Origin of the sequence: Rhizobium sp. L43 (assembly GCF_002531725.1) — a bacterium.
Lineage (GTDB): Bacteria > Pseudomonadota > Alphaproteobacteria > Rhizobiales > Rhizobiaceae > Rhizobium.
This window is the reverse complement of record NZ_NWSQ01000017.1, coordinates 50,129-70,771: the sequence shown is the minus strand read 5'-3', so window position 1 is coordinate 70,771 and position 20,643 is coordinate 50,129. Positions and strand designations below refer to the sequence as shown.

Below are 20,643 nucleotides of genomic sequence, written 5' to 3'. Positions count from 1 at the left end.
TTCCGGAGAGTGAGCGGCCGAGGCGAAAGCCGCCGATGTCGTCGATAATCACAGCCGCCTCCTAATTCGATCCTGTCGGCGATATCCAGCCGGCGGCCGGCCGATTATCCCCGGCCACAACGGACGATGGGTCTGTCGAGCTCTGTTTCTGCGGTGCGGTCTGCGGCGGCGGAGATGGCGCCTGAACATTCGTGTCCAAGCCGACCTCGACGAGATCGTGCGGCAGCAATGCGGTTTGCTCGTCCGCCGCGATGGTGCGAGAGGTCCCGTCGTCATTACGACGCACGATTCTGTAGTTCTTCTGCGCTCTGCCGAGACCCGGCGCGTCGGTATTGATCTGGGCCAGTTGGGCGTCGTAGCCGGCCTGTTCGCCCAGAAGCTGGGCCACCTGGATATCGATCGCCGCCCTGCCGATTGCGAGATTGACCTGGTTGAGCAATTCCTGGTTTTCGCTGTTCTGCCTGTTGACGATGTTGATCTTCGAACGGTCGGCTTCGCTGAGGCCCTGACGGGCCGTAGTCAGTGCGACTTCGAGATCGATCAGGGTGCCTTGTGCATCCGCCACCCAGCGGTCGACCGAAACCTGACGGGAATTGCTTATCAGGCCCTTGCTCATCAGGTTGTTGACGTTATCAAGTTCCTTCTGGGCAAGGTCGATCTGCCGTTTTTGCGAGCTGATCTTGGCCGCAAGCGACTCGACCTGCTGGCCATAGAGACGGGTGAGGTCGTTTGCCGCTTCGATCTGGCTGTCGATATCGACACGCCGCAGCCGCATCAGGTTCAATTCCTGTGCCTTCAGCCTGTCCACATCGGCCGTTCCCAAGAGTTCGGCAGGGATCTCGAAACTCTGCTCGCCGGCGATCTCCGCGCGCAGCCGCGCCTGCCGCATCAAGAGATCGCGCCGGTTGAGAACGGCCGTTCGGTAGGCGCCGGCAGCCTGGATCCGGTCGCGCTCGAAATAGGTATTGTCCTCGCGTTCCCGCAGGAAGCCGCCGGCGATGCTGACGGCCTTCATGACGGTCATATTGGGTTCAAAAGCATAGCGCCCGGGAGTTTGCACGGTTCCGGTCACGAAGATCGGTGCATGCTCGGCAATTTCCAGGGCGATATATGGCTTGCCGGGAAGGTTGGCCTTTTCGGCCAGTGCGCCGGCGATGGCATCGGCGAGCTCTTCGGTCGTCTTTCCGGTTGCCTGTACATGGCCTGCGATCGGGATCGACAGGTCGCCGGTATCGTCGATGGTATAGACGCCGTCGAGCGCTTCCCAGCTGGCATAGCGGGAATCCGACGAGCGCCATTCGACGACGCGCAGTCTTACCTTGTCTTCCGCTACGAGGGTAAATGTTTGCGCATGGGCGACGCTCCAGCCGGTCAGGCAGCAGAATGCCAGCAAAGCGAGTGCCGCGGAGACGAGGCGATCGGACCAGGATGTAGGCTGCATTGATCTATCTCCGTTTCGTTGCGATCGACGGCGAAGGCATCTCGCGCGGCGACGGATTGCCGAATTCGAGAATGCGGGACGGAGAGGCGTGGCCAATCAGAAGATCGGACAGCGCCAGCACATTGCCGTTCAAACGGCCCCAACGGTCGACCAGGCGGTCTTTGAACAACAGGCCCGACGCGTTCGCCAGGATGTTGCGGCCGATCTGTGCGATAGCACGGCCTTTCGACATCGTGCCTTTCCGGATCAGATAGACGGGATTGGCAACCTGCGAATAACCGAGTCTTCGACCGGGCTGGCGCCCGGATCTGACGCCGAGATGCACGCCGCGGGCGCCTTCGATACGCACCGACCTGCCGTAGCGGGCGATGGACCGGCTGAAATCGACATCCTCGAGCCAGCCATAGAGCGGCAGCTGCTCGTCAAAAGTCAGGCCGTGCTCGAGAACGGATGCAAGGCGAACCGCCATGTTGCATCCGTAAGCATTATAGACCTCTGTCACCTTTTCGGCGCCTTCGCCGGCGGTTTCGAGAACCTGCAAGGCCTTTGACATGCTGAGGCCGCCGTCGAGGACGCCGTCGGCCAGGACTTCGCCGGTGGCGATCGCCACGTCGGGCTTTGCCGCAAAGACGGCGGCAATCCGCGACAGGAAGGTCGAGGCGGGGATGAAGTCGTCGTCCAGGAAGATCAGAATATCCGTATCGGCCGCAGCGGCCTCGATGATCCTGTTGCGCTGGGAGGTCAGGCCACGGCTGCCGACGATGACGTCCACGTCGGGGCGGTCGGCGAGCCCGGCAGCATCGTCGATCACGGGCACGCAGACGATCAGCCGCTCCGCCTGATCCGGCAGGCTCAGGAGATAATCGACCGTTTCCCGCAATATCGAGGGGCGGCCTGCCGAAGCTATCCCCACGGCAATTCGCAATGGGCGGCGCCCGCGCGCGCGCGCGGCTTCAGGGCCGCAAGGAACAGACGTCGGCCTGACCGAACCGTCCTGCCTGGTTGCTGCTGCCGAAGTCGAGGTCATGACTGCATTCTCTTCGGTGCGTGGTTGATGATCACGCCGAGGATCTCGGCGCCGACATTGCGCAGGGTGTCGATGACGCGCATGGTGTCGTCGATCGAGCTGCGCCCGTGTGAGGTGACGACGAGGACTCCGTCCAGCTCCGGCGCAATCGCATTGGCATCCGGCGAAGCGGAGAATGCGGAAATGTCGACGAATATGGCGTCGAACTCCTTTTTCAGGTCGGCGAAGCTCAACTGTGTGCGGCGTGAACTCAGGCGAACGGCCGGCGTCACCGCTTCGACCTTGCCGAGGGGAAGGAATTTCAGCGTCGGGGTGAGGGGCAATGCCGCCGCCCGGATCAGTTCGCCATTGTCGAGAACATCAACGAGGCCCGTGGAACTATCGGGTGCGATCGATTTGCTGAGCGAGGATTTCTGCGCGGCCGCATCGATCAGCAGCGTCTGAGCCCCGGAGATCGACGACAGCACGGCAAGTTCGCATGCGATGGTCGATGCCCCGCCGCCGGGATTGACGGCGACGACCCCAATGACGACCCGGCGCTTGCGTCGAAGGCCGACGACGGTTGCGCTTAGTTCCGCCATGCCTGGAATAGCGGGATAGGCGGCTGCGGTGTTGCTGCCCGTGCCGGCGGCGAGGAAATGCCGGGGGTGTCCATTCCGGGTCTGCTTCGATGTCTCCAGCAAAGTGACCAGGGACAAGCCAGCGGCTTCCGTGATCTGATGGGGGCGGACGATCCGGCGATCGCCAGCATGCCTTATCATGGCGAGCGCCAGGCCGGCGCCGAGACCAACCGCCACCGCAAAGGCCAACACAAGCGCGCTGCGTGGTCTGGCCTTGGAAAGAGGCAGCGTGGCCCGCGAGACGATCGTGGCGTCGGATACCGGGTAGGTGATGCGCTGTCTGGCTTCGGTCAGCTGGTTCAAGGTATTTTCATAGAGGGTGCGGCGAGCATCCGTCGCGCTCTGCAACTCGGCAAGCTTGAACTGATCGCGCGGATTGCTGGTGAAGCTGGCCAGGGCGCTGGCAGCTTCGGCCAGTCCACGCTGTTGCTCACTGACGAATTTCTCCAGCCATTCGCTGTATTGCCGCGAGGCGTTGGCCTTCATCGAGATATTCTTCTGGATATATTGCTTGGCGAGCATGTCGGCGATGTCGACGGCCTTCTGAGGGGTTGACGCCGAAGCCGATATCTCGATGATCGTCGAACTGCCGATCCGGCGTATTCCCACCATGTTCGCCAGCGTCGCGATCGCCCGGTCGTAGATCCGCTCCTGCTCCGTCTGCGGTCGTCTTTCATGCGTTGCTGCGGCTGCCGTTTCCTGAGGTACATCCGGTTCCGAAGACATCCCCATCAGCCAGTTCTTCGCCCTGTCCTGCAGCGAAGGCGTCTGATCGACAAAGTCAGGGTCGGTATCGAGGCTAAGCGCCCTTACCGTTCCGCCGACGACATCGCTGGATCTGGCAATTTCCAGCTGCCCCTCTATGAATGCGTCTTCCGCGAAAGCCCTCTGTGCTTCGGAGCCGCTCACCTGGGGGAAGATCACGAGCTGCGTGCTGGCAACGAAAGTCGGGTCGGCGGTCAGCAGGTAGCTCCCTGCCACTGCGAGGAAGGCGATCGTCGTCGCCACGATCCACAGCCAGCGCATCCTGAGAAAGAAGAACATATCCCGCAATGTCAGCGGTGAATTCCCGCCAGTGGTTGCGGCAGGCAGAGATAGCGGAGAAACACCACTGAAGATCGTGCTTGAGGTCATGTTGTCCTAATCCAAAATGGCGATATCACGGAGTAACCAGGTACCGGGTGATCAGGTACTTGCAGCTTGGAAGGGACGGGGGAGTAACGTGTCTTCCGATGTCGGGCATGATCGGCAGCTCTCCCCTTCAATGCTCAGTAGGAGCCACGCTGGGTAAACAGAGCGGGAATGGTCTTGGCGATGATGACGAAGTCCCGGCCGAGCGACCAGTTGTTGATGTAGTGAACGTCGAGGGAAACCCGATGCTCGTAGCTGACATCGTTGCGCCCGCTGGTCTGCCAGTGACCGGTCAGTCCGGGACGGACGGCCATGTAGGCCCACATATGCTCGCCGTAGCGCGGCAATTCCTCGGCGGTGACCGGCCGGGGGCCGACCAGGCTCATTTCGCCACGTACGACATTGAACAACTGGGGAAGCTCGTCAATGCTCGATCGCCTCAGGATCTCGCCGACGGCCGTGATCCTCGGATCATCCTTCAGCTTGCGCGTCGCTTCCCATTCGCTGCGCGCCGCCGGATTGTTTTGCAGCAATTCGGCAAGCTGAGCGCTCGCATCGGTCTTCATCGTGCGAAACTTGAGGCATCCGAACGGCACGCCGCCGAAACCGATGCGCGTATGGGAATAGAAGATCGGGCCGCGGTCGGCGAACTTCACGATCATCGCGACGAGCAGCAGAAGCGGGGAAAGCAGGATCAGGGCGGTGATCGCCATCAGGAAATCGAGCGCGCGCTTGGACGATCTGCCCGCGGCACGAGGCTGGGAGGCATGGAGGTCGCCGCCTTTCGCAGACTGCCCGGCACGTGACCATGCCTCGAAACTATGTGCTTCCCATGCCATCGGGGGTCTCCAAAACTTTCCGATTAAGAACCGCTCAAACTTTGCTGCGCCGCACTCTGGTTGTCTGTTACCAAGGTCATAATCCTTAATAAATTCTTTATGCTACTAAAACAGCAGAAGAGAATTTTGACTGGGTCTGGATTAACTTATTATCATTCTAAATCGCGACATAAACTAGTTAGAGGTGATTATTCAACTGAGATTCATTTATATCTTTGATATCATCAATTCAGATATTGCATTATTTTAATGCATAGTGCCGCTTTATAAGCACATTTCTTCAATCAGATTGACCGTTCTTTGGTGTATTTGAGTTTTTGAATCCGGGATTTGATGTATTTTTTTCTTTTTAAATCAAATGTAGACTTTGTTTTATCGTATATATCAGCGATGTTATTTGACTTGCATATTGAGCCAATATAAATGATGCAGTGCAGCATTGCCTATGGTCATTCGAGTACTCGGAGTTATGCGCATGGATGGGGTGACACACGCATCAGATCGCAGGGTCGGCATCGGCAAGGCGGCGGTTTCGGCTAGCGGCGGCATTCATCTCGGCAGCCGCATAGTGCTCGACGATGAATTCCTTTCCTGCCGGTCGAGCGTCCGGCGCTTCCGGCGCGGCGAGGTCATCGCCGGAGCCGGCGTCCTGATCGATATGTTCGCTCGCGTGCATGCGGGGGTGGTCAGCGCCAGCACGATGCTGCCCGACGGCAGAGAATTCATCGTCGAGATCATCCCGAAATCAGGTCTGATCGGCGAGCTCGAGGTTCTGCGCAGGCAGACATTGAGCCTCGAATACCGGGCTGCCTCCAATTGCGAGTTGCATTTCTTCGAGGGGCGCCTGCTGCGCGACATGTATGCCAGCGATCCCTGCTTTCGCGAAAAGGTCTTCTCCAGGGCGCTGGCGCGTATTTCGGAGCTTGAGCTCCGGATCATTGCGAATGCGGCGTCGAGCCTGCAGTCGAGGCTGGCCAGCACGCTGCTGCGGCTGTCTGCTGTTTATGGAAAAGACGCGGCAAACAGCGGGGACGAGCTGATCATCTCGCAAAATGATCTGGCCGCAACGCTGCCGGCGTCGCGCGAGAAGGTCAATCAATGCCTGCGGCGCCTGCGGGAAGGCAAGATCATCGACGGAGGGCAGGGCAAGATCCGCATTCTCAACCGCAAGGCGCTGGAAGCCTGTGCCAACGGCGCGGTTTCGGTGAAGTGATGCGCCCGTCGCTTTCCCAAGCCATGCGATCCACCGCAAACGCCGGCCGCTTGCCCGGCCCCGGCACGACAAAGATCGATCGCGTGGTCATCATCGACGACTATTCGGTGGCGAGAGGCGGTGCGACAGGCCTGGCGGTGCTGTCTGCCAAGCTTTTCCGCGGGCTCGACATCCCCGTGACCTATATTTGCGGGGACGACGCCGCCAATGCGGAGCTTGTCGCGCTCGGGGTCTCGATGGTCGGACTGAACAGCCGTGACCTGCTGAGCGCCGAGCGTGCGAAGGCTTTTGTCACCGGCATTCACAACGGCGCCGCCGTCCGCATGGTCGCGAACTGGATTGCTGCGAAGGATACCGCCAACACCGTCTACCACGTGCATGGCTGGCACCAGATCCTGTCTCCCGCGATTTTCAGAGCGCTGGCGCCGGTCGCCGGACGATGCGTGGTTCACGCGCATGATTTCTTCACGGCCTGCCCCAACGGCGCCTTCTTCGACTACCAGGCGCAGGAGATCTGCCTGCGCCGGCCGCTCGGCGGAAGCTGCATTGCGACGGCCTGCGACAAGAGAAGTTATTCGCACAAATTGTGGCGGGTCGCCCGCGGCTCCAATATCCTCCGGCTCTTGAAGGATCAGGCCGATTTCGGCCGGATAATCCTGCTGCACGAGAAGATGGCGAGCTTTCTCGTCGGCGCCGGTTATCGGCCCGAACGGCTGACGACGATCCGCAATCCCGTCGCGCCCCTCTCGATCAAACGCATCGAGGCGGAGGCCAATGACGAGTTCGTCTTCATCGGGCGGCTGGACGAAGAGAAGGGCGTGGAGGACGCCATAGCTGCCGTGCGCAGAGCCGGCGCCAGGCTCTGCGTGATCGGCGATGGGCCGCTGATGCCGCTGGTCAGAGCGTCGGGAGATCACGTCAGGGCCCTCGGCTGGCAGTCGCATGCGGAGATCGGCCCGACCATCCGCCAGGCGCGGGCGCTGTTGATGCCCTCGCGCTATCCCGAGCCGTTCGGCCTCGTCGCTATCGAAGCGGCGAGAAGCGGTCTGCCGGTCATCATGTCGCGCAGCGCCTTTCTCGCCGAGGAAATGGAAAGAGCCGGCATGGCGCTTGCCTGCGATACGGCCGACGAAAGCGCCTTCGCCGAGACTTTGGCACGATTTAGCCGGATGTCGAGGCAAGAGATCCGCGCCATGAGCGAGCGGGCTTTCCTGAAGTCGCCGGATCTCGCCTCGGCACACGAGGAATGGCGCGACGCGCTTCTTGCCGAATATCACAGCCTGATTTCGACGAATTTGGTTGCCGAACTGACAGACGGTGCGACGAGACAAGGAGTATTCAGTTGACCCTTAAAGCAACAACCTCTCTTCCCGACGCGCGAGCCTTTCTCGGCGATGCGCCTGTGGTGGCGAAAAGACGCGTCGCCGCGGCCGGAAGCGCAGGCGACGCCAAGCAGCTTCGCGTCGCTATCGTGCATTATTGGCTCGTTTCGATGCGCGGCGGCGAGAAGGTCGTCGAAGAACTGTGCCGCATGTTTCCGCAGGCCGATATCTTCACCCTGGTCTGCAACCCGGATCGCATCAGCGATTTTCTGAAGACGCGGAACATCCGCACCTCCTTCCTGCAGAAGATCCCCGGTGCGCAGCGGCATTACACCAAGATGCTGCCGCTGATGCCCTTCGCGCTCGAGCAATTCGACCTGCAGGATTACGATCTGGTGCTGTCGAGCGAATCCGGGCCTGCCAAGGGCATCATCACGCGGGCCGACGCTCTCCATGTCTGCTACTGCCATTCGCCGATGCGCTATATCTGGGATCAGTTCCATGTCTATCGCCACGGCCTTCCCTGGGTGGGTCGCACGCTGATGTCGATCACCGCGCCGATGCTGCGCGCCTGGGACGTGACGACCGCCTCGCGCGTCGATGTGTTCGTTGCCAACTCCGATTATGTCGCAAGCCGCATTCGCCGCTTCTACGACCGGGAATCCATCGTCATCCATCCGCCCGTTGCCACCGACGATTTTGCGCTGGGGAAGGGCAAAGGCGAATTCTACCTCTATGCAGGACAGCTGACCACCTACAAGCGGCCGGATATTGCGGTGCGCGCCTGCACCGAGGCCGGGCGGAAGCTGGTCGTGATCGGCGAGGGCGAACAACTACCCTATCTGAAATCGATCGCCGGACCGACCGTCGAGTTTCTCGGTCATCAGCCTTTCAACGTGCTGCGCGACCACCTGTCGCGATGCCGCGCCCTGTTGTTTCCAGGCACGGAGGATTTCGGCATCCTGCCGGTGGAAGCCATGGCATCCGGGCGGCCGGTCCTGGCTTTCGACGCCGGCGGCGCCAGGGAAACCGTGTCCTCGCCGCAGGTCGGCTTTCGCTTCGCCGAGCAGACGACGGAAGCTCTTTTGGAAACGATGGCAGCATTCGAGGAGGTCGAGGACGATATCGATCCGCATGCAATCCGCGCGCACTCGCTGAAATTCTCCTCCGCCGTATTCCGCGATCGTCTCTCCGGCCTCATCGAGCAACAATTGTCCAGCCACGGCGACCGATCCGCAGACGTCTTCAGAAGACGGGCGGGTTGACGGGAAGGAGCGGAGTTCTCTGCCCCGCCGCCGCGACCGAAGCCATCTCAAACCCTCGACGAGGAATAGATAAATAAATCATGTCAAGCGTATCTGAGAGGACGGCGACGGCGAGCATCTGGACCATCAGCGGAAAGTTCCTGGCGCGGATGCTCGATTTCGTCAGCCTGCTCGTGCTGGCAAGGCTGTTGAGCCCGGCGGATTTCGGCCTGGTCGCCATCGCGACCTCGGTGCTGGTCATCGTCGAGGCGATCCTGGACCTGCCGTTGACGCAGGCCCTGATGCGCCAGCCGTCGCCTTCGAACGAGATGTTTGCCACGGCCTTCACCCTCAGCCTGCTGAGGGGGCTCGCCATCAGCCTGCTGATGATGATCATCTCCTGGCCGATGGCGCTGATCTACGACGATTCCCGGCTTTTCGCCCTTGTCGCCGTTCTCTCGATCGCGCCTGCCATGCGCAGCACGATCAGTCCGCGCATGGTTCTTTTCATGCAGCGGTTCGATTTTAAACGTGAATTCGCGCTCGATCTCATCGCCAAGGGATCGACATTGCTGTTCGGGGTAGGGGTAGCTGTGGCAACAGGCAGCTATTGGGGGCTGGCGATCGGAGCGGTCGCCGGCCCGACCGCGGCGATGATCACGTCCTACGTCTTTGCGCCGATGCGGCCGACATTCAGCCTTTCCGAATGGAAGCATTTTCAGGACATGATCAGCTGGAATACCGTGTCGCAGGTGCTGAACTCGATCAATTGGCAGCTGGACCGGCTGCTGCTGCCGCGTTTTACCGGCCTGTCGACCTTTGGCGCCTTCAGCGTCGCCGACAATATCGCCGGTATTCCATATCAGACCTTCGTCGGCCCCTTGCTGCGTCCGCTGATGGCGGCATTCTCCACTGTCGAAGACCGCCGCAACCTGGTTGCCGCCTATCTCAAGGCGACGAATGCGATCACCTTCGTGGCGGCGCCGATTCTCATTGCGCTTGCTCTTCTTGCCGAGCCGACCGTGCGGATCCTCGTCGGCGAGAAATGGGCATCGTCCGCGCCGATCCTGCAATGGCTGTGCCTTGTCAGCCTGCTCGGCCTTCCCACGAACATGATGCCGCCATTGGCCATGGTGATGAACAATACCCGTTATGTCGCTCTCAGGATGTTTGTCGAGTTCGCGGTCAGGGCTCCGGTCACCGTCCTTGGCATCGCCTATTTTCAGGTGGCGGGCGCGCTCGGCGCGCGGATCGTGGCAGTTCTCGTCGCCTATGGCGCATCGCTGGTCATCACGCGGCGGCTGATCGGCGCGAGTTTTGCCGCACAGCTGAATTCGTTTTGCCGGCCGCTGGCCGCGAGCGTACCGATGATCGCTTTCCTGCTCTGGGTGGAGCCGATGCTCGCCGCCATACCTGTCGGCCTCAACCTTGTCGTCGGCCTGGCGCTTTGCGGCGGGGCGGCAGCGGCGATCTTCTGGGCTTTCGCGCTGCTCGTGTGGCAGATTCTGGGAAGAGCTGACGGCATCGAGACCATTATCGTCCAAAGGCTCATGCCGCGACGAAACGGGGTTCTCACTTCATGATCGAGACAAGTGCAGTCCAACGATTGGTTTGGCGTTTTCGGAGGAGCGGAATGCGATACGGAATATCTTCTAAGGCTCTGGGTTTGCTCGTCGTTCTCGGTCTGGGGGCGTTGCCGGGCCGACCGAGTGTGGCCCAGGAACCGCTCAATATCAATGCATACCAGCTGACGTTCGAGGAGAGTTTCGACAGTCTCGACGTTTCGGCCTGGGGAGAGAAAAGCTCCCGCTGGATCGCCCATACGCCCTGGAACGGCGACTTCGGTGATGCCCGTTTCACCGATCCGGTCCCCGGCTTTCCGTTTACGACAGATCAGGGAATTCTGAAGATCGAGGCGCGCAAAGAGGCCGATGGCACATGGCGCTCGGGTCTGCTGTCGTCGGTGAACCCGAAAGGCGAAGGGTTCTCGCAGCAGTTCGGCTACTTCGAAGCCAGAATGAAGCTGCCGCCGGGCAAGGGCGTGTGGCCGGCATTCTGGCTCATCGGGCTCGACCGGACGAAATACACCGCCGAAATCGACGTCCTGGAATATTATGGACGCGCGCCCTACGAATTCAGCATGGGCTTCCATATCTGGCGTCAGAGCCAGGGTGGCCAGAACTCCACCGGCGGCTATTGGAACAAGGTCCAGGACGGAATTTTGAACAGCGACTATCACACCTACGGCGTCGATATTCAGGCTGACAAGACGAGCTTCTACTTCGACCGTCAGTTCATTTGGAGCTTCGACACGCCGAAGGAGTTCCACATGCCGTTTTATCCGCTGGTGAATCTGGCGCTCGGCTCGGGTTGGCCGATCGATGAAACGCCGAACCCTTCGATCCTGCTCGTCGACTATATTCACGTTTACAAACGGAAGCCCGTCGACGCGGCGAATTGAACAGATGGCGGATCGGCATCGCTAACGAAGGTAGCTGAGACCAGTCTTCGGATCGAAGAGGTGCATCTCCTCCTCGTCGAAGAAAAGGGTGAGTTTCTCACCGTCGCGGATCGGCGTGCGCGGCGGCAGGCAGGCCGTCAGCCGCTGATTGCGGGCAAGGGCGGTGACGACGAGTTCCGGGCCGGTCAGCTCCGCGACCTCCAGGGTTGCCTCGATCGACGGACCGGCGCCATCGGTGCGAAGCGCCTCGGGACGGATGCCGAGGATGAAGTCGCGGCCATGGCCGGCGGCCTCGTGAAAACGGGCGGGCAGGGGCAGGCTGGCATCGGAGCCCGAAAGCGCCAGGCGGCCGTCACGCACCGTCGCCTTCAGCAGGTTCATCGGCGGCGCGCCGACGAAGGTCGCGACATAAAGCGTTGCCGGATGGTTGTAGATCTCCTCCGGCGTGCCGAGCTGCTCGATGCGGCCGTCGCGCATGACGGCGATGCGGCTTGCCAGCGTCATCGCCTCGATCTGGTCGTGGGTGACATAGACGACGGTGGTCTTCAGCATCTGGTGCAGCCGCTTGATCTCGGTGCGCATCTCCATCCGCAGCTTGGCGTCGAGATTGGAGAGCGGTTCGTCGAAGAGGAACACCTCCGGCTTGCGTACCAGCGCGCGGCCGATCGCGACACGCTGGCGCTGGCCGCCGGAGAGCTGGCTCGGCTTGCGGTCGAGGAGGTTTTCGATCTGCAGAAGTTTTGCCGCATCACGCACGGCCTTGTCGCGCTCCGGTGCCGGAACTTTACGCATTTCCAGGCCGAACCCGATGTTTCTGTGCACCGTCAGATTGGGATAGAGCGCGTAGGACTGGAAGACCATGGCGATATCGCGGTCCTTCGGATGAACGCCGAGCACGGAACGCCCGCCGATACTGACGTCGCCGCTGGTTGCCTCGGCAAGGCCGGCGATGATGTTCAGCAGCGTGGACTTGCCGCAGCCGGAGGAACCGAGCAGCACCAGGAATTCGCCGCTTTCCAACGAGATGTCGATGCCTTTCAGCGTCTCGACGTCGCCATAGGTCTTGCGGATGTTTTGAATTTCGAGCGCGCTCATCGCACGGGCTCCTGAAGAGATGTGGGGCCGCCATAGGTGCGGGGAAGCGTGGAGATGGCGCGCGAGGCAACCTCGGTTCCAGCCTTCAGGCAGGAAACCAGCGGCTCACCGCTTGCGAGCGCGGCGAGAAAGACGGCGTTGAAGACATCGCCGGCGCCGATCGTATCGACGACCTCGACAACGGGTGCTGCCACCGAAACCAAGCTGCCGTCCGGCCCGATCGCGAGAGCGCCGTCCGGGCCGCGTTTGACGACGACGATCGCACCCGCCGGCATATGCGACCTGATGTGACGCGCGGCCTCGATCGGATCGGCGATGCCGGCAAGTGTCGTCGATTCGACCTCATTCAGCAGCGCGACACCGCTGCGGGAGAGCCACGCGCGTGTCGCTGCGCAATTCTCGTCCGTCCAGCCGTCGAGCGGCCAGCCGGTATCGAGCGCGACGGTGATGCCATGGCTGTCGGCCCAGTCAAAGAACTTGCCGTATTCTTCTGTCAGATCGTTGGTCAGGAACGAGCCGCAGAGAAGCGCGTAGCCGCCCTGCAGTCGTGCGCCCTCGATGACGGCAAAGACGTCTGCCAGGCTGAAGCGCGGCAGGTGGCCTCTCGTCGTGAAGAAGGTGCGCTCGCCGTCCGGATGGGTGATGCCGACGGAGAGCGTCGTTTTCTCAGGACGTACCGGCCACTTGTCGGAACGGTGGCCGAAGGCTTCACTCAGCCACCGGCCGAACTGATCACTGCCGATATTGGCGGCGATCTCGAATTCGACACCGAGCGCTTGCCAGGCGAGCGCGCTGTTGCCGGCGGCCCCGCCGACGCGCAACTCGTCATGGTCGACGATGATTTCCGTCCCGGCTTTCGGCCAGGGGGCGGCCGGTCCAAGGATCAGGTCGACATTGACGTTGCCGATGACTGCAAGCGGCCGCATTCATTCGCTCCGGGTGATCTTGGTGGATCGAACCGGCGTTCCGGCATTCTCCACGCGGGCATCGGCAAAGGCGATCATCAGCCGCTGGGCGATCGGCAGCATGGCGAAGATCGCGGCAAGGCCCGTTGCCGGGACAAAGTGGATCGTCACCGCGCTGGCGACCGGCACTTCGCCCGAGGCGTCGAACAGGATGACCGGAGCGCTGGTCTCGACCGCGGACACCGCCATCGCCGTCACCAGGTCGGCGGTTTGGTCCATACCGCGGAACAGCACGACGCCGACCTCCGGCCCCAGCATCTCCATCGGTCCATGGCGCAACTGGCCGCCTTCAAGCGAAAAGCAGGGGCGGCGCGACAGCTCCGTCAATCCGAGCGCCAACGCCTCGGCAACGCCTTGCAGACGGCGTCCCGACGTAACGACCGTCCCGACGTTTTCGAGTGCCGCGAGGGCATCGGCGATATCGTGGTCTTCGGGCGTCTTGAGGATGGCGAGCGCTGCATCCGGATCTTCACCGAGGGCGGCGAGGATCGCGAGATGCAGGGCGAAGGTCACCGTCAGGCTGCGGGTTGCGGCGAAAGCCAGCTCGGTGCCGCCGGCGCCGACCAGCGACGGGGCTGTTCTTGCGAGGAAAGAGCTGCCTTCGAGCGTCAGGCCGAAGGTCTCCTGCGTGCCGCCGGTCTCGTTGAACCAACGCACGACCTCGGCGCTTTCGCCGGATTGCGAGGTGACGAAGATCGTCCTGCCGGCGATCGGCAGCGGCTGGCCGAGCTGTTCGGACAACGGCAAAGCGACGGCATCGATGCCGAGCGTCCTGTAGAGCGGCTCGACGGCGCGGTTGACGGCATGCGAGCCGCCCATGCCGATGAGCAGCAACCTGCCGGTCTTTTTCAGCGAAGCGGCGGCCTTGGCTGCCATTGGCTGGGCCGCTTCATAGGAGGCGATCGCATCGGCATGCTGGCGCGCCATTTCGCGGTCGATCGCGGCAAGTCCGGCCGGCCGGATTGTTTCTTCTGTCATCTTCATCCCTTGACGCCGCCGCTGGTGAGCCCGGAAATCAGGGCGCGTTGCATGACGAGACCGATCAGCACCGGGGGCAGGGCGGCGAGCACGCCTGCCGTGGCGATCAGTCCGTAATCGGAAACGCGGCCGCCGGCGAGATCGGCAATGGCGACGGTCAGCGTCTTGGCGCGTTGGTCCGAAGTGAAGAGCAGCGCATAGAAGAATTCATCCCAGGCCAGCAGGAAGGCAAACAGGCTCGACGTCGCGACCACGGGGGCGGCGAGCGGCAGCGTGACGATCCTGAGCGTCTGGAATAGGCCGGCGCCGTCGATCATCGCGGCGGATTCGATCTCGCGCGGGATGGAATCGAAGCCCGACTTCATCAGCCAGGTGGTGAAGGGGGCGAGGATCGTCAAATAGACCAGGGCAAGGCCGAAGACGTTGTTCAGCATGCCGAGATAGGAAAGGCCCATATAGAGCGGCACGGCGAGAGCCACCGGCGGCAGCATGTAGGTGGCGATCACCATCGACAGCGACCATCCCACAGAGGGCGTGCGCGACACCGCCCAGCCGGCCGGAATGGCGAGTGCGATGGCGGCGATCGTCGCCATGCCCGCAACCTCGATACTGTTGCGCAGCGACGAGGTGAAGGCGGCGCCGGCGCTGTTTTCGAGTGTCGAGAGCAGGATCTGGTATCGTGAAAAATCCGCCGCCTGCGGCCACCAGCGCAGCGGCTTTGCCGCAAGATCGGCGGCCGGCGAGATGCTCATGATGAACAGCCACAGGATCGGCGCCAGGATGACGGCGGCAAGCAGCAGCGCGCAGACATATATGAAGACCGAAAAAAGCGGGCTTTGGCGTTCCATCAGGCCGCACTCCCGGCGGTCTTGCGCACCAGGGCGGCATAGCCGGCGGCAAGCAGCGTCACCAGCAGCGTGACGATCAAGGCCAGCGATGCGCCCGAGCCCGCCCGCTGAAAGGAGAAGGCTTCCTGATAGACCAGGATCGACAGCGTTCGCGTGCTGTTGGCCGGGCCGCCGCGGGTCATCACCCAGATGATGTCGAACACCTTGAAGGCCTCGATCGTGCGTAGCACCAGGGCGACCATCAATGGACCGGCGAGATAGGGCAGGATGACGAAGCGGAAGCGGGCGAAAGCGCCGGCGCCGTCGACCAGCGAGGCGGCGGTGATGTCGCGCGGCACGGCCTGGAGTGCGGCCAGCGCGATCAGCGCAACAAGCGGGAAATTCTTCCAGCAATCGGCGACGATGAGGGCCGCCAGCGCCGTGCCCGGTTCGCCGAGCCAGGAGCGGTAGGCCTCCAGCAGGCCGAGTTGGGTCAGCGCGGCGTTCAGTGCGCCGTATTCCGGATTGTAGATCAGCCGCCAGAGTGTGGCGTTGACGACGGTCGGCAGCGCCCAGGGCAGGATCATCAGGGCGCGAAGCGCGGTGCGGCCGCGAAACTGCTGGTTCAGCAGCAGGGCTGCCAGCACGCCGATCACCATTTCGGCGGCGACCGAGACGATCGCGAACCACGCGGTGGTGATCAGCGTGCGCTGGAAATTCGAGCCGGTAAGCATCTTGGCGTAATTGTCGATGCCGACGAAGTTTCCTTGCGTGCCGACAAGCTTGGCGTCGGTGAAGGAGAGGCCGACGGTATCGATCAGAGGCCAGCCAATGACTGAGATCATGACCACGAGAAGCGGCAGCATCAAAAGCCACGCGCGGGTTGTCAGCCAAGTGCCCGACATCAAGGCGACCCTTCTTCATTATAGGTTTTGGAGACCGGGCGACGGCAGGCGCCGCCCGGGTCTTCATGCTTGATCAGAGGCCGCTATTGTCGGCGGCGGACTTCAGCGCGTCCTCGGGAGAGGACTGGCCGAGCAGCGATTCCTGGATCGCCTGCTGCAGCGCGGTCGAAAGCTCCTGATATTTCGGCGTCGTCGGGCGCGGATACATGGCGGCAAGGCCGACCTTGGCGGCGGAGATCAGCTCCTCCTGGCCCTTGGTGACGCCAGGATCCTCGTAGGAGGAGGCCCAGATCGGCAGGCTGAGCTTGGCATAGGCATTCTGGGTCGCCTGCGAGGTCATGAAGGTGATGTATTTCCAGGCCTCGTCGGGATGCTGGCTGGCCGAGGTGATGCCGAGGCCCATCGAGCCGTTGACGGCCGAAGCCTCGCTCTTGCCGGCCACACCCGGCGCCGGCACGACGCCGACCTTGCCCGCGACCTTGCTGTCCTTCGGGTCGTTGGCCATGTTGTACATGTAGGTCCAGTTCAAAGCGAAGGCGGCATCGCCGTTTTCGAAGACCTTGCGGACGTCCTCTTCCAGGAATTCCTTGGAATTCGGATTGGTCAGGCCGGATGCATAGCTGGAAACCATGTATTTCAACGCATCGAGACCACCGCCGGTCTGGAAGGCCGGCTTGCCGTCCTTGAGGAAGTCGCCGCCATAGGCGCTGACGAGCGTGGTGTAGTCGCAGATCGCGGCCTCGGCCTGCGACCAGCTCCAGGCGATCGGCGTAGCGAGCAGGCCCTTGTCCTTGATCGTCTTTGCCTGCTCGGTCAGCTCGTCCCAGGTCTTCGGCGGCGCCTTGATGCCGGCCTTTTCAAGGATCTCCTTGTTGTAAAACAGGTATTTGGTGTCGAGGATCCACGGCATGCCGTAATATTTGCCGTCATATTGCACGGTGGTCCATGCGCCCGGCAGCACGCCCTTCTTCATCTCGTCGGTGATGCGCGAGGTGACGTCGACCAGCACCTTGTTGGTGGCGTATTCGGCCGGCCAGATGACGTCGAAGAGCACGACGTCGTAACCGCCGCCGGAACCCTGCGCCAGCACCGTCTTGTCGTGCAGGCCTTCATAGGGAACGAATTCGAGATTGACCTTGATGTCGGGGTTCGCCTTGGCGAAGGCGTCGGTCATGGCGCGCACATCGGCCTCGCTGTAGGCGGCCTGCGCCATGAAGAGCGCGTTCAGCGTCGTTTCGGCGAAAGCGTGCGGTGCAAAGGATGCGCCGATCAAGGCCGCACCCAGAAGCGTCTTGGTAAGGGATTTCAGCATTGCAGCCTCCAGTTTGTGACATTTACGCATGGCCGAGGGCGGTCTTTCCGCCATCGGTGTTCGAGAAGGCACGCGCGGACACGTGCCGGTTTTCGTCTCGGAGCGTCGTCGGGGCCTTGTCCGGCCTCCTGCGTTCCCTGGGACTCTCCGGTCCCTTATTAAGTCAATTGTCTTGACTTATTACTTCTTCAACATTCTATTGGAGTCAAGAGGCAATTGCACATGAATGACAGCAGGCCGATCCGGGCCAAGAGCGGCACCAACCATGAAGGCACCAGCGCCCATAACCGGCGCGTGATGATCGATGCCTTGCGGATGAATGGAGCGCTTTCACGCGCCGATCTGGCGCGGGCGACATGGCTGACCAAGCAGACCGTGTCGAATATCATCGAAGAACTCGAGCGCGACGGCCTCGTCCGTTCGCAGGAGGCGGTGAGGAAGGGCCGAGGTCAGCCCTCGACGCCTTATCGGCTCGTTCCCGAGGGCGCCTTTGCGATCGGTCTGCAGATCGACCGGCATGTGACGCGGGCAGTCGCGGTCGATCTCGTCGGCAGCGTTCTCGTGCGCGATGAGGCCGGCCTTCCCACAGGAGGTCCGTCGGAAGGGGCGAAGGTCATCCTCGATCTCGTTGCCGGCGTGCGTGCAAAGCTTGCCGGGATCGTTCAGCAGTCGGAAAAGCGGCTGGTCGGCCTCGGCGCGGCCATGCCCGGGCCCTTCGGCGTCGCCGGCAATGGCGACGACCCCTGGATGATGGAGGCCTGGCAGAAGTTTCCGCTGTTGGAAACGCTGACCGCCGGCACCGGGCTCGATGTCGGCCTGCAGAACGATGCGGCGGCGGCAGCGACCGCCGAGCGCATGGTGGGAGCCGCCCATGGTCTCGACCATGCCGTCTGCCTCTTCGTCGGCTACGGCATCGGCGCCGGTCTCATTCTGAACGGCGAACTCTACCGCGGCACCAACGGCAACGCCGGCGAGATCGGCATGGCGCTGCTGTTTGCCGACGGCAAATCGACGCCGCTCGAACATCGCGCCTCGCTTGCCTCGCTCTACCATCACCTGTCGATCGATCCGGCCGATGCCGATCTGCATGCACAGATCAACGACCTCGTCCTGGCGGGCGATCCAGGCATCGAGAGCTGGATCGAAGCGGCGGCAGCGGACCTGCGCTGGAGCGTCCATCTCATCGAAACGATCTTCGATCCGCAGACGGTGATCCTTTGCGGCAGCGCCCCGGACGCACTGGTGAACAGGTTGATCGCCGCCATCGGGCCGCTGCTGCCCTCGATCGCCGAACGACGCGGCCGGACGCTGCCGCGCCTGCAGCCGGGCATGGCCGATCCCTGGTCGGTGGCGCTCGGGGCTGCCGCCGGACCGATCAGCCGTGCATTCGATCCGCATTTTGCTGCAATTTTGAAGGATTCCCTCTGATTCAGAGGCTGAAACCGGGCGTTGCACAGCAGTGCAACAGCAGAAAAGATGGCCATTTTTGCAAGTTTCACGCGACGATATCGGCGAATAAAGACGCGCTGCTGCAATATAGGCAAATATTGAAAACCCTTGAAAATTATATTTATTCGAATATAAATATATCTGTTCGGCAGTGCGCTGGAGTGGCCGGCGAGGTTTCTCTAAATATAGCCTCGGCCGCGGCAAATAACATCCGCATGAAGGTTTTGTGACGGCACGATTTCGATCGTTTCATGTCATGTAATATTCATTGGCCGCGGCAATTTGAACCAGCTAATAGGGCGTGCGCTGAAAGTGCGCGTCCCTTTTACGTTCGAGGTTCTCATGCAAGCCAAGCTTCTCGGCGCCGTTGGTGCCCTTCTCGCTACAGCGTTTCTTGCTGGTCCCGCCGCCGCCGCCGATAAGACCAAGATCGACTTCTGGTTCGGCAATTCCGGTGACATCGCAAAGCGTGTCCAGGAACAGTGCGATCGCTTCAACCAGTCGCAGGCCGATTACGAAGTCGTCTGCACCAGCCAGGGCAGCTACGACGCTTCCCTGCAGAACACCATTGCCGCATTCCGCGCCGGCAAGCAGCCGACCATCGCCCAGGTTTCCGACGCCGGCACCCTCGACATCATGCTTTCCGGCGCCTACTACCCGGCAAACAAGCTGATGGCCGACACGGGCTATACCGTCGACTGGAAGGACTATTTCTCCGGTATTTCAGGCTACTACGCGACCTCGAAGGGTGAGATGTACTCCTTCCCCTTCAATTCTTCGACCGCACTGCTCTATTGGAACAAGGACGCCTTCGCCAAGATCGGCAAGGATCACGCTCCGGCGACCTGGAAGGAAGCCGGCGAAGACTTCAAGGCGCTGAAGGACGCGGGCTATGCTTGCCCGCTCGCCTTCGATATCTCCAACAACGAGATCTGGCAGTATGTCGAGCAGTTCGAAGCCATCAACGGCGAAGCCATCGCCACGAAGAAGAACGGCTTTGAAGGTCTCGATGCCGAGCTGGTGTTCAACAAGAACCCGCTGCTCGTCAGCTATATCAAGGACCTCAAGTCCTGGTACGACAACAAGCTCGCCGTCATCAAGAACAAGGCTGTCGGCCAGACCTTCGTCGAAGCTTTCGCTGCCGGCGATTGCCAAGTCATCCTGACCTCGGTCGGCGACCACGGCAACATCGGCCGCACCGCCAAGCAGGGCATGAACTGGGGCGTTGCCATGCTCCCGACCTACGGCGATGCCACCCGTCACAGCTCCTATGTCGGCGGCGCTTCGCTCTGGGTTCTGAAGGGTCATTCGGACGCTGAATACAAGGCTGCCGCTGCCTTCTTCAACTTCATTGCCAAGCCGGAAGAAGCGCTGACCTGGTCGACCGTGACCGGCTACATCCCGGTTCGCAACTCCGGCTTCGAATATCTGAAGAAGCAGGGCTTCTACGACAAGGCTCCTTATGCCGGCCGCGAGCTCGCCATTCAGAGCCTGACCGTTTCCCCGGCTGGCGACGCAGCCCCGCATGGCATCCGCCTCGGCGGCCTGCTGCAGGTCCGCACCGAGATCGCCAATGGCTTGCAGGCAATCTTCGTCAACAATGCCGATGTCCAGGCTTCGCTCGATAGCGCTGCCGAACGCGGCAACCAGCTGCTGCGCCGTTTCCAGCAGACCTACAAGAACGTTCAGCTTCCCTGATCGACCGATATGAGCCGCACCCGGCCCGCGCTTTGCGTGCCGGGTGTGTCCTTGTACATTCATACCGGCTGCGGAGGCGAAACGCGCCACCCGCCTAAACCAAACCAGGGCGAAAA

The 20,643-nt window shown here is 61.7% G+C and carries 17 protein-coding genes; 7 read left to right on the top strand and 10 right to left on the bottom strand.

The window, feature by feature from the left end:
- Positions 1–61: 61 nt before the first annotated feature.
- The 4 genes from CO667_RS22265 to CO667_RS22250 all read right to left on the bottom strand — a co-directional run bounded on the left by CO667_RS22265 (position 62) and on the right by CO667_RS22250 (position 5,058).
- Positions 62–1,441 carry a polysaccharide biosynthesis/export family protein gene (locus CO667_RS22265; RefSeq protein WP_097620423.1) on the bottom strand — a complete coding sequence of 460 codons (1,380 nt, stop codon included), beginning with the start codon at positions 1,439–1,441 and terminating at the stop codon, positions 62–64.
- A 4-nt stretch (positions 1,442–1,445) separates the two neighbouring features.
- Entirely contained in the window at positions 1,446–2,468 is a 1,023-nt protein-coding gene (locus CO667_RS22260) for a glycosyltransferase (protein WP_179874194.1), read from the bottom strand.
- A complete protein-coding gene (locus CO667_RS22255) occupies positions 2,465–4,222 on the bottom strand; it encodes a tyrosine-protein kinase domain-containing protein (RefSeq protein WP_097620421.1) in 1,758 nt (585 codons plus the stop codon). The genes CO667_RS22260 and CO667_RS22255 overlap by 4 nt, the downstream gene beginning before the upstream one ends.
- Positions 4,223–4,356: 134 nt before the next feature.
- Positions 4,357–5,058 carry a sugar transferase gene (locus CO667_RS22250; protein WP_097620420.1) on the bottom strand — a complete coding sequence of 234 codons (702 nt, stop codon included), beginning with the start codon at positions 5,056–5,058 and terminating at the stop codon, positions 4,357–4,359.
- Positions 5,059–5,533: 475 nt separating this feature from the next.
- Between CO667_RS22250 and CO667_RS22245 the strand changes: the two genes are divergently transcribed.
- The 5 genes from CO667_RS22245 to CO667_RS22225 all read left to right on the top strand — a co-directional run bounded on the left by CO667_RS22245 (position 5,534) and on the right by CO667_RS22225 (position 11,298).
- Complete coding sequence (locus CO667_RS22245) at positions 5,534–6,271, top strand: Crp/Fnr family transcriptional regulator (RefSeq protein WP_097620419.1); 738 nt, start codon at positions 5,534–5,536, stop codon at positions 6,269–6,271.
- The gene (locus CO667_RS22240; protein WP_097620418.1) at positions 6,271–7,617 is read left to right on the top strand and encodes a glycosyltransferase family 4 protein; all 1,347 of its coding nucleotides are present in this window, start codon (positions 6,271–6,273) and stop codon (positions 7,615–7,617) included. Before CO667_RS22245 ends, CO667_RS22240 begins: the two co-directional genes overlap by 1 nt.
- Positions 7,614–8,858 carry a glycosyltransferase family 4 protein gene (locus CO667_RS22235; protein ID WP_097620417.1) on the top strand — a complete coding sequence of 415 codons (1,245 nt, stop codon included), beginning with the start codon at positions 7,614–7,616 and terminating at the stop codon, positions 8,856–8,858. The genes CO667_RS22240 and CO667_RS22235 overlap by 4 nt, the downstream gene beginning before the upstream one ends.
- 80 nt (positions 8,859–8,938) lie before the next feature.
- Positions 8,939–10,420 carry a lipopolysaccharide biosynthesis protein gene (locus CO667_RS22230; protein WP_097620416.1) on the top strand — a complete coding sequence of 494 codons (1,482 nt, stop codon included), beginning with the start codon at positions 8,939–8,941 and terminating at the stop codon, positions 10,418–10,420.
- Between the two features lie 50 nt (positions 10,421–10,470).
- A complete protein-coding gene (locus CO667_RS22225) occupies positions 10,471–11,298 on the top strand; it encodes a glycoside hydrolase family 16 protein (RefSeq protein ID WP_097620415.1) in 828 nt (275 codons plus the stop codon).
- Between the two features lie 21 nt (positions 11,299–11,319).
- On the opposite strand, the gene ugpC is transcribed toward CO667_RS22225, so the two are convergent.
- The 6 genes from ugpC to CO667_RS22195 all read right to left on the bottom strand — a co-directional run bounded on the left by ugpC (position 11,320) and on the right by CO667_RS22195 (position 17,380).
- The gene (gene ugpC / locus CO667_RS22220; RefSeq protein WP_097620414.1) at positions 11,320–12,393 is read right to left on the bottom strand and encodes a sn-glycerol-3-phosphate ABC transporter ATP-binding protein UgpC; all 1,074 of its coding nucleotides are present in this window, start codon (positions 12,391–12,393) and stop codon (positions 11,320–11,322) included.
- Positions 12,390–13,319 carry a PfkB family carbohydrate kinase gene (locus CO667_RS22215; protein WP_097620413.1) on the bottom strand — a complete coding sequence of 310 codons (930 nt, stop codon included), beginning with the start codon at positions 13,317–13,319 and terminating at the stop codon, positions 12,390–12,392. The genes ugpC and CO667_RS22215 overlap by 4 nt, the downstream gene beginning before the upstream one ends.
- Complete coding sequence (locus tag CO667_RS22210) at positions 13,320–14,342, bottom strand: SIS domain-containing protein (protein ID WP_097620412.1); 1,023 nt, start codon at positions 14,340–14,342, stop codon at positions 13,320–13,322.
- Positions 14,339–15,184, bottom strand: a complete 846-nt coding sequence (locus CO667_RS22205) for a carbohydrate ABC transporter permease (protein WP_097620411.1) — start codon at positions 15,182–15,184, stop codon at positions 14,339–14,341. Before CO667_RS22205 ends, CO667_RS22210 begins: the two co-directional genes overlap by 4 nt.
- Entirely contained in the window at positions 15,184–16,068 is an 885-nt protein-coding gene (locus tag CO667_RS22200) for a sugar ABC transporter permease (RefSeq protein ID WP_097620410.1), read from the bottom strand. Before CO667_RS22200 ends, CO667_RS22205 begins: the two co-directional genes overlap by 1 nt.
- A gap of 73 nt (positions 16,069–16,141) precedes the next feature.
- Positions 16,142–17,380, bottom strand: coding sequence for an extracellular solute-binding protein (locus CO667_RS22195; protein ID WP_097620409.1), 1,239 nt, complete (start codon positions 17,378–17,380; stop codon positions 16,142–16,144).
- Between the two features lie 222 nt (positions 17,381–17,602).
- On the opposite strand from CO667_RS22195, the gene CO667_RS22190 reads away from it, so the two are divergent.
- Entirely contained in the window at positions 17,603–18,808 is a 1,206-nt protein-coding gene (locus CO667_RS22190) for an ROK family transcriptional regulator (RefSeq protein ID WP_097620408.1), read from the top strand.
- 363 nt (positions 18,809–19,171) lie between these two features.
- Positions 19,172–20,527, top strand: coding sequence for an extracellular solute-binding protein (locus CO667_RS22185; RefSeq protein WP_097620407.1), 1,356 nt, complete (start codon positions 19,172–19,174; stop codon positions 20,525–20,527).
- The last annotated feature ends 116 nt before the right edge of the window (positions 20,528–20,643 follow it).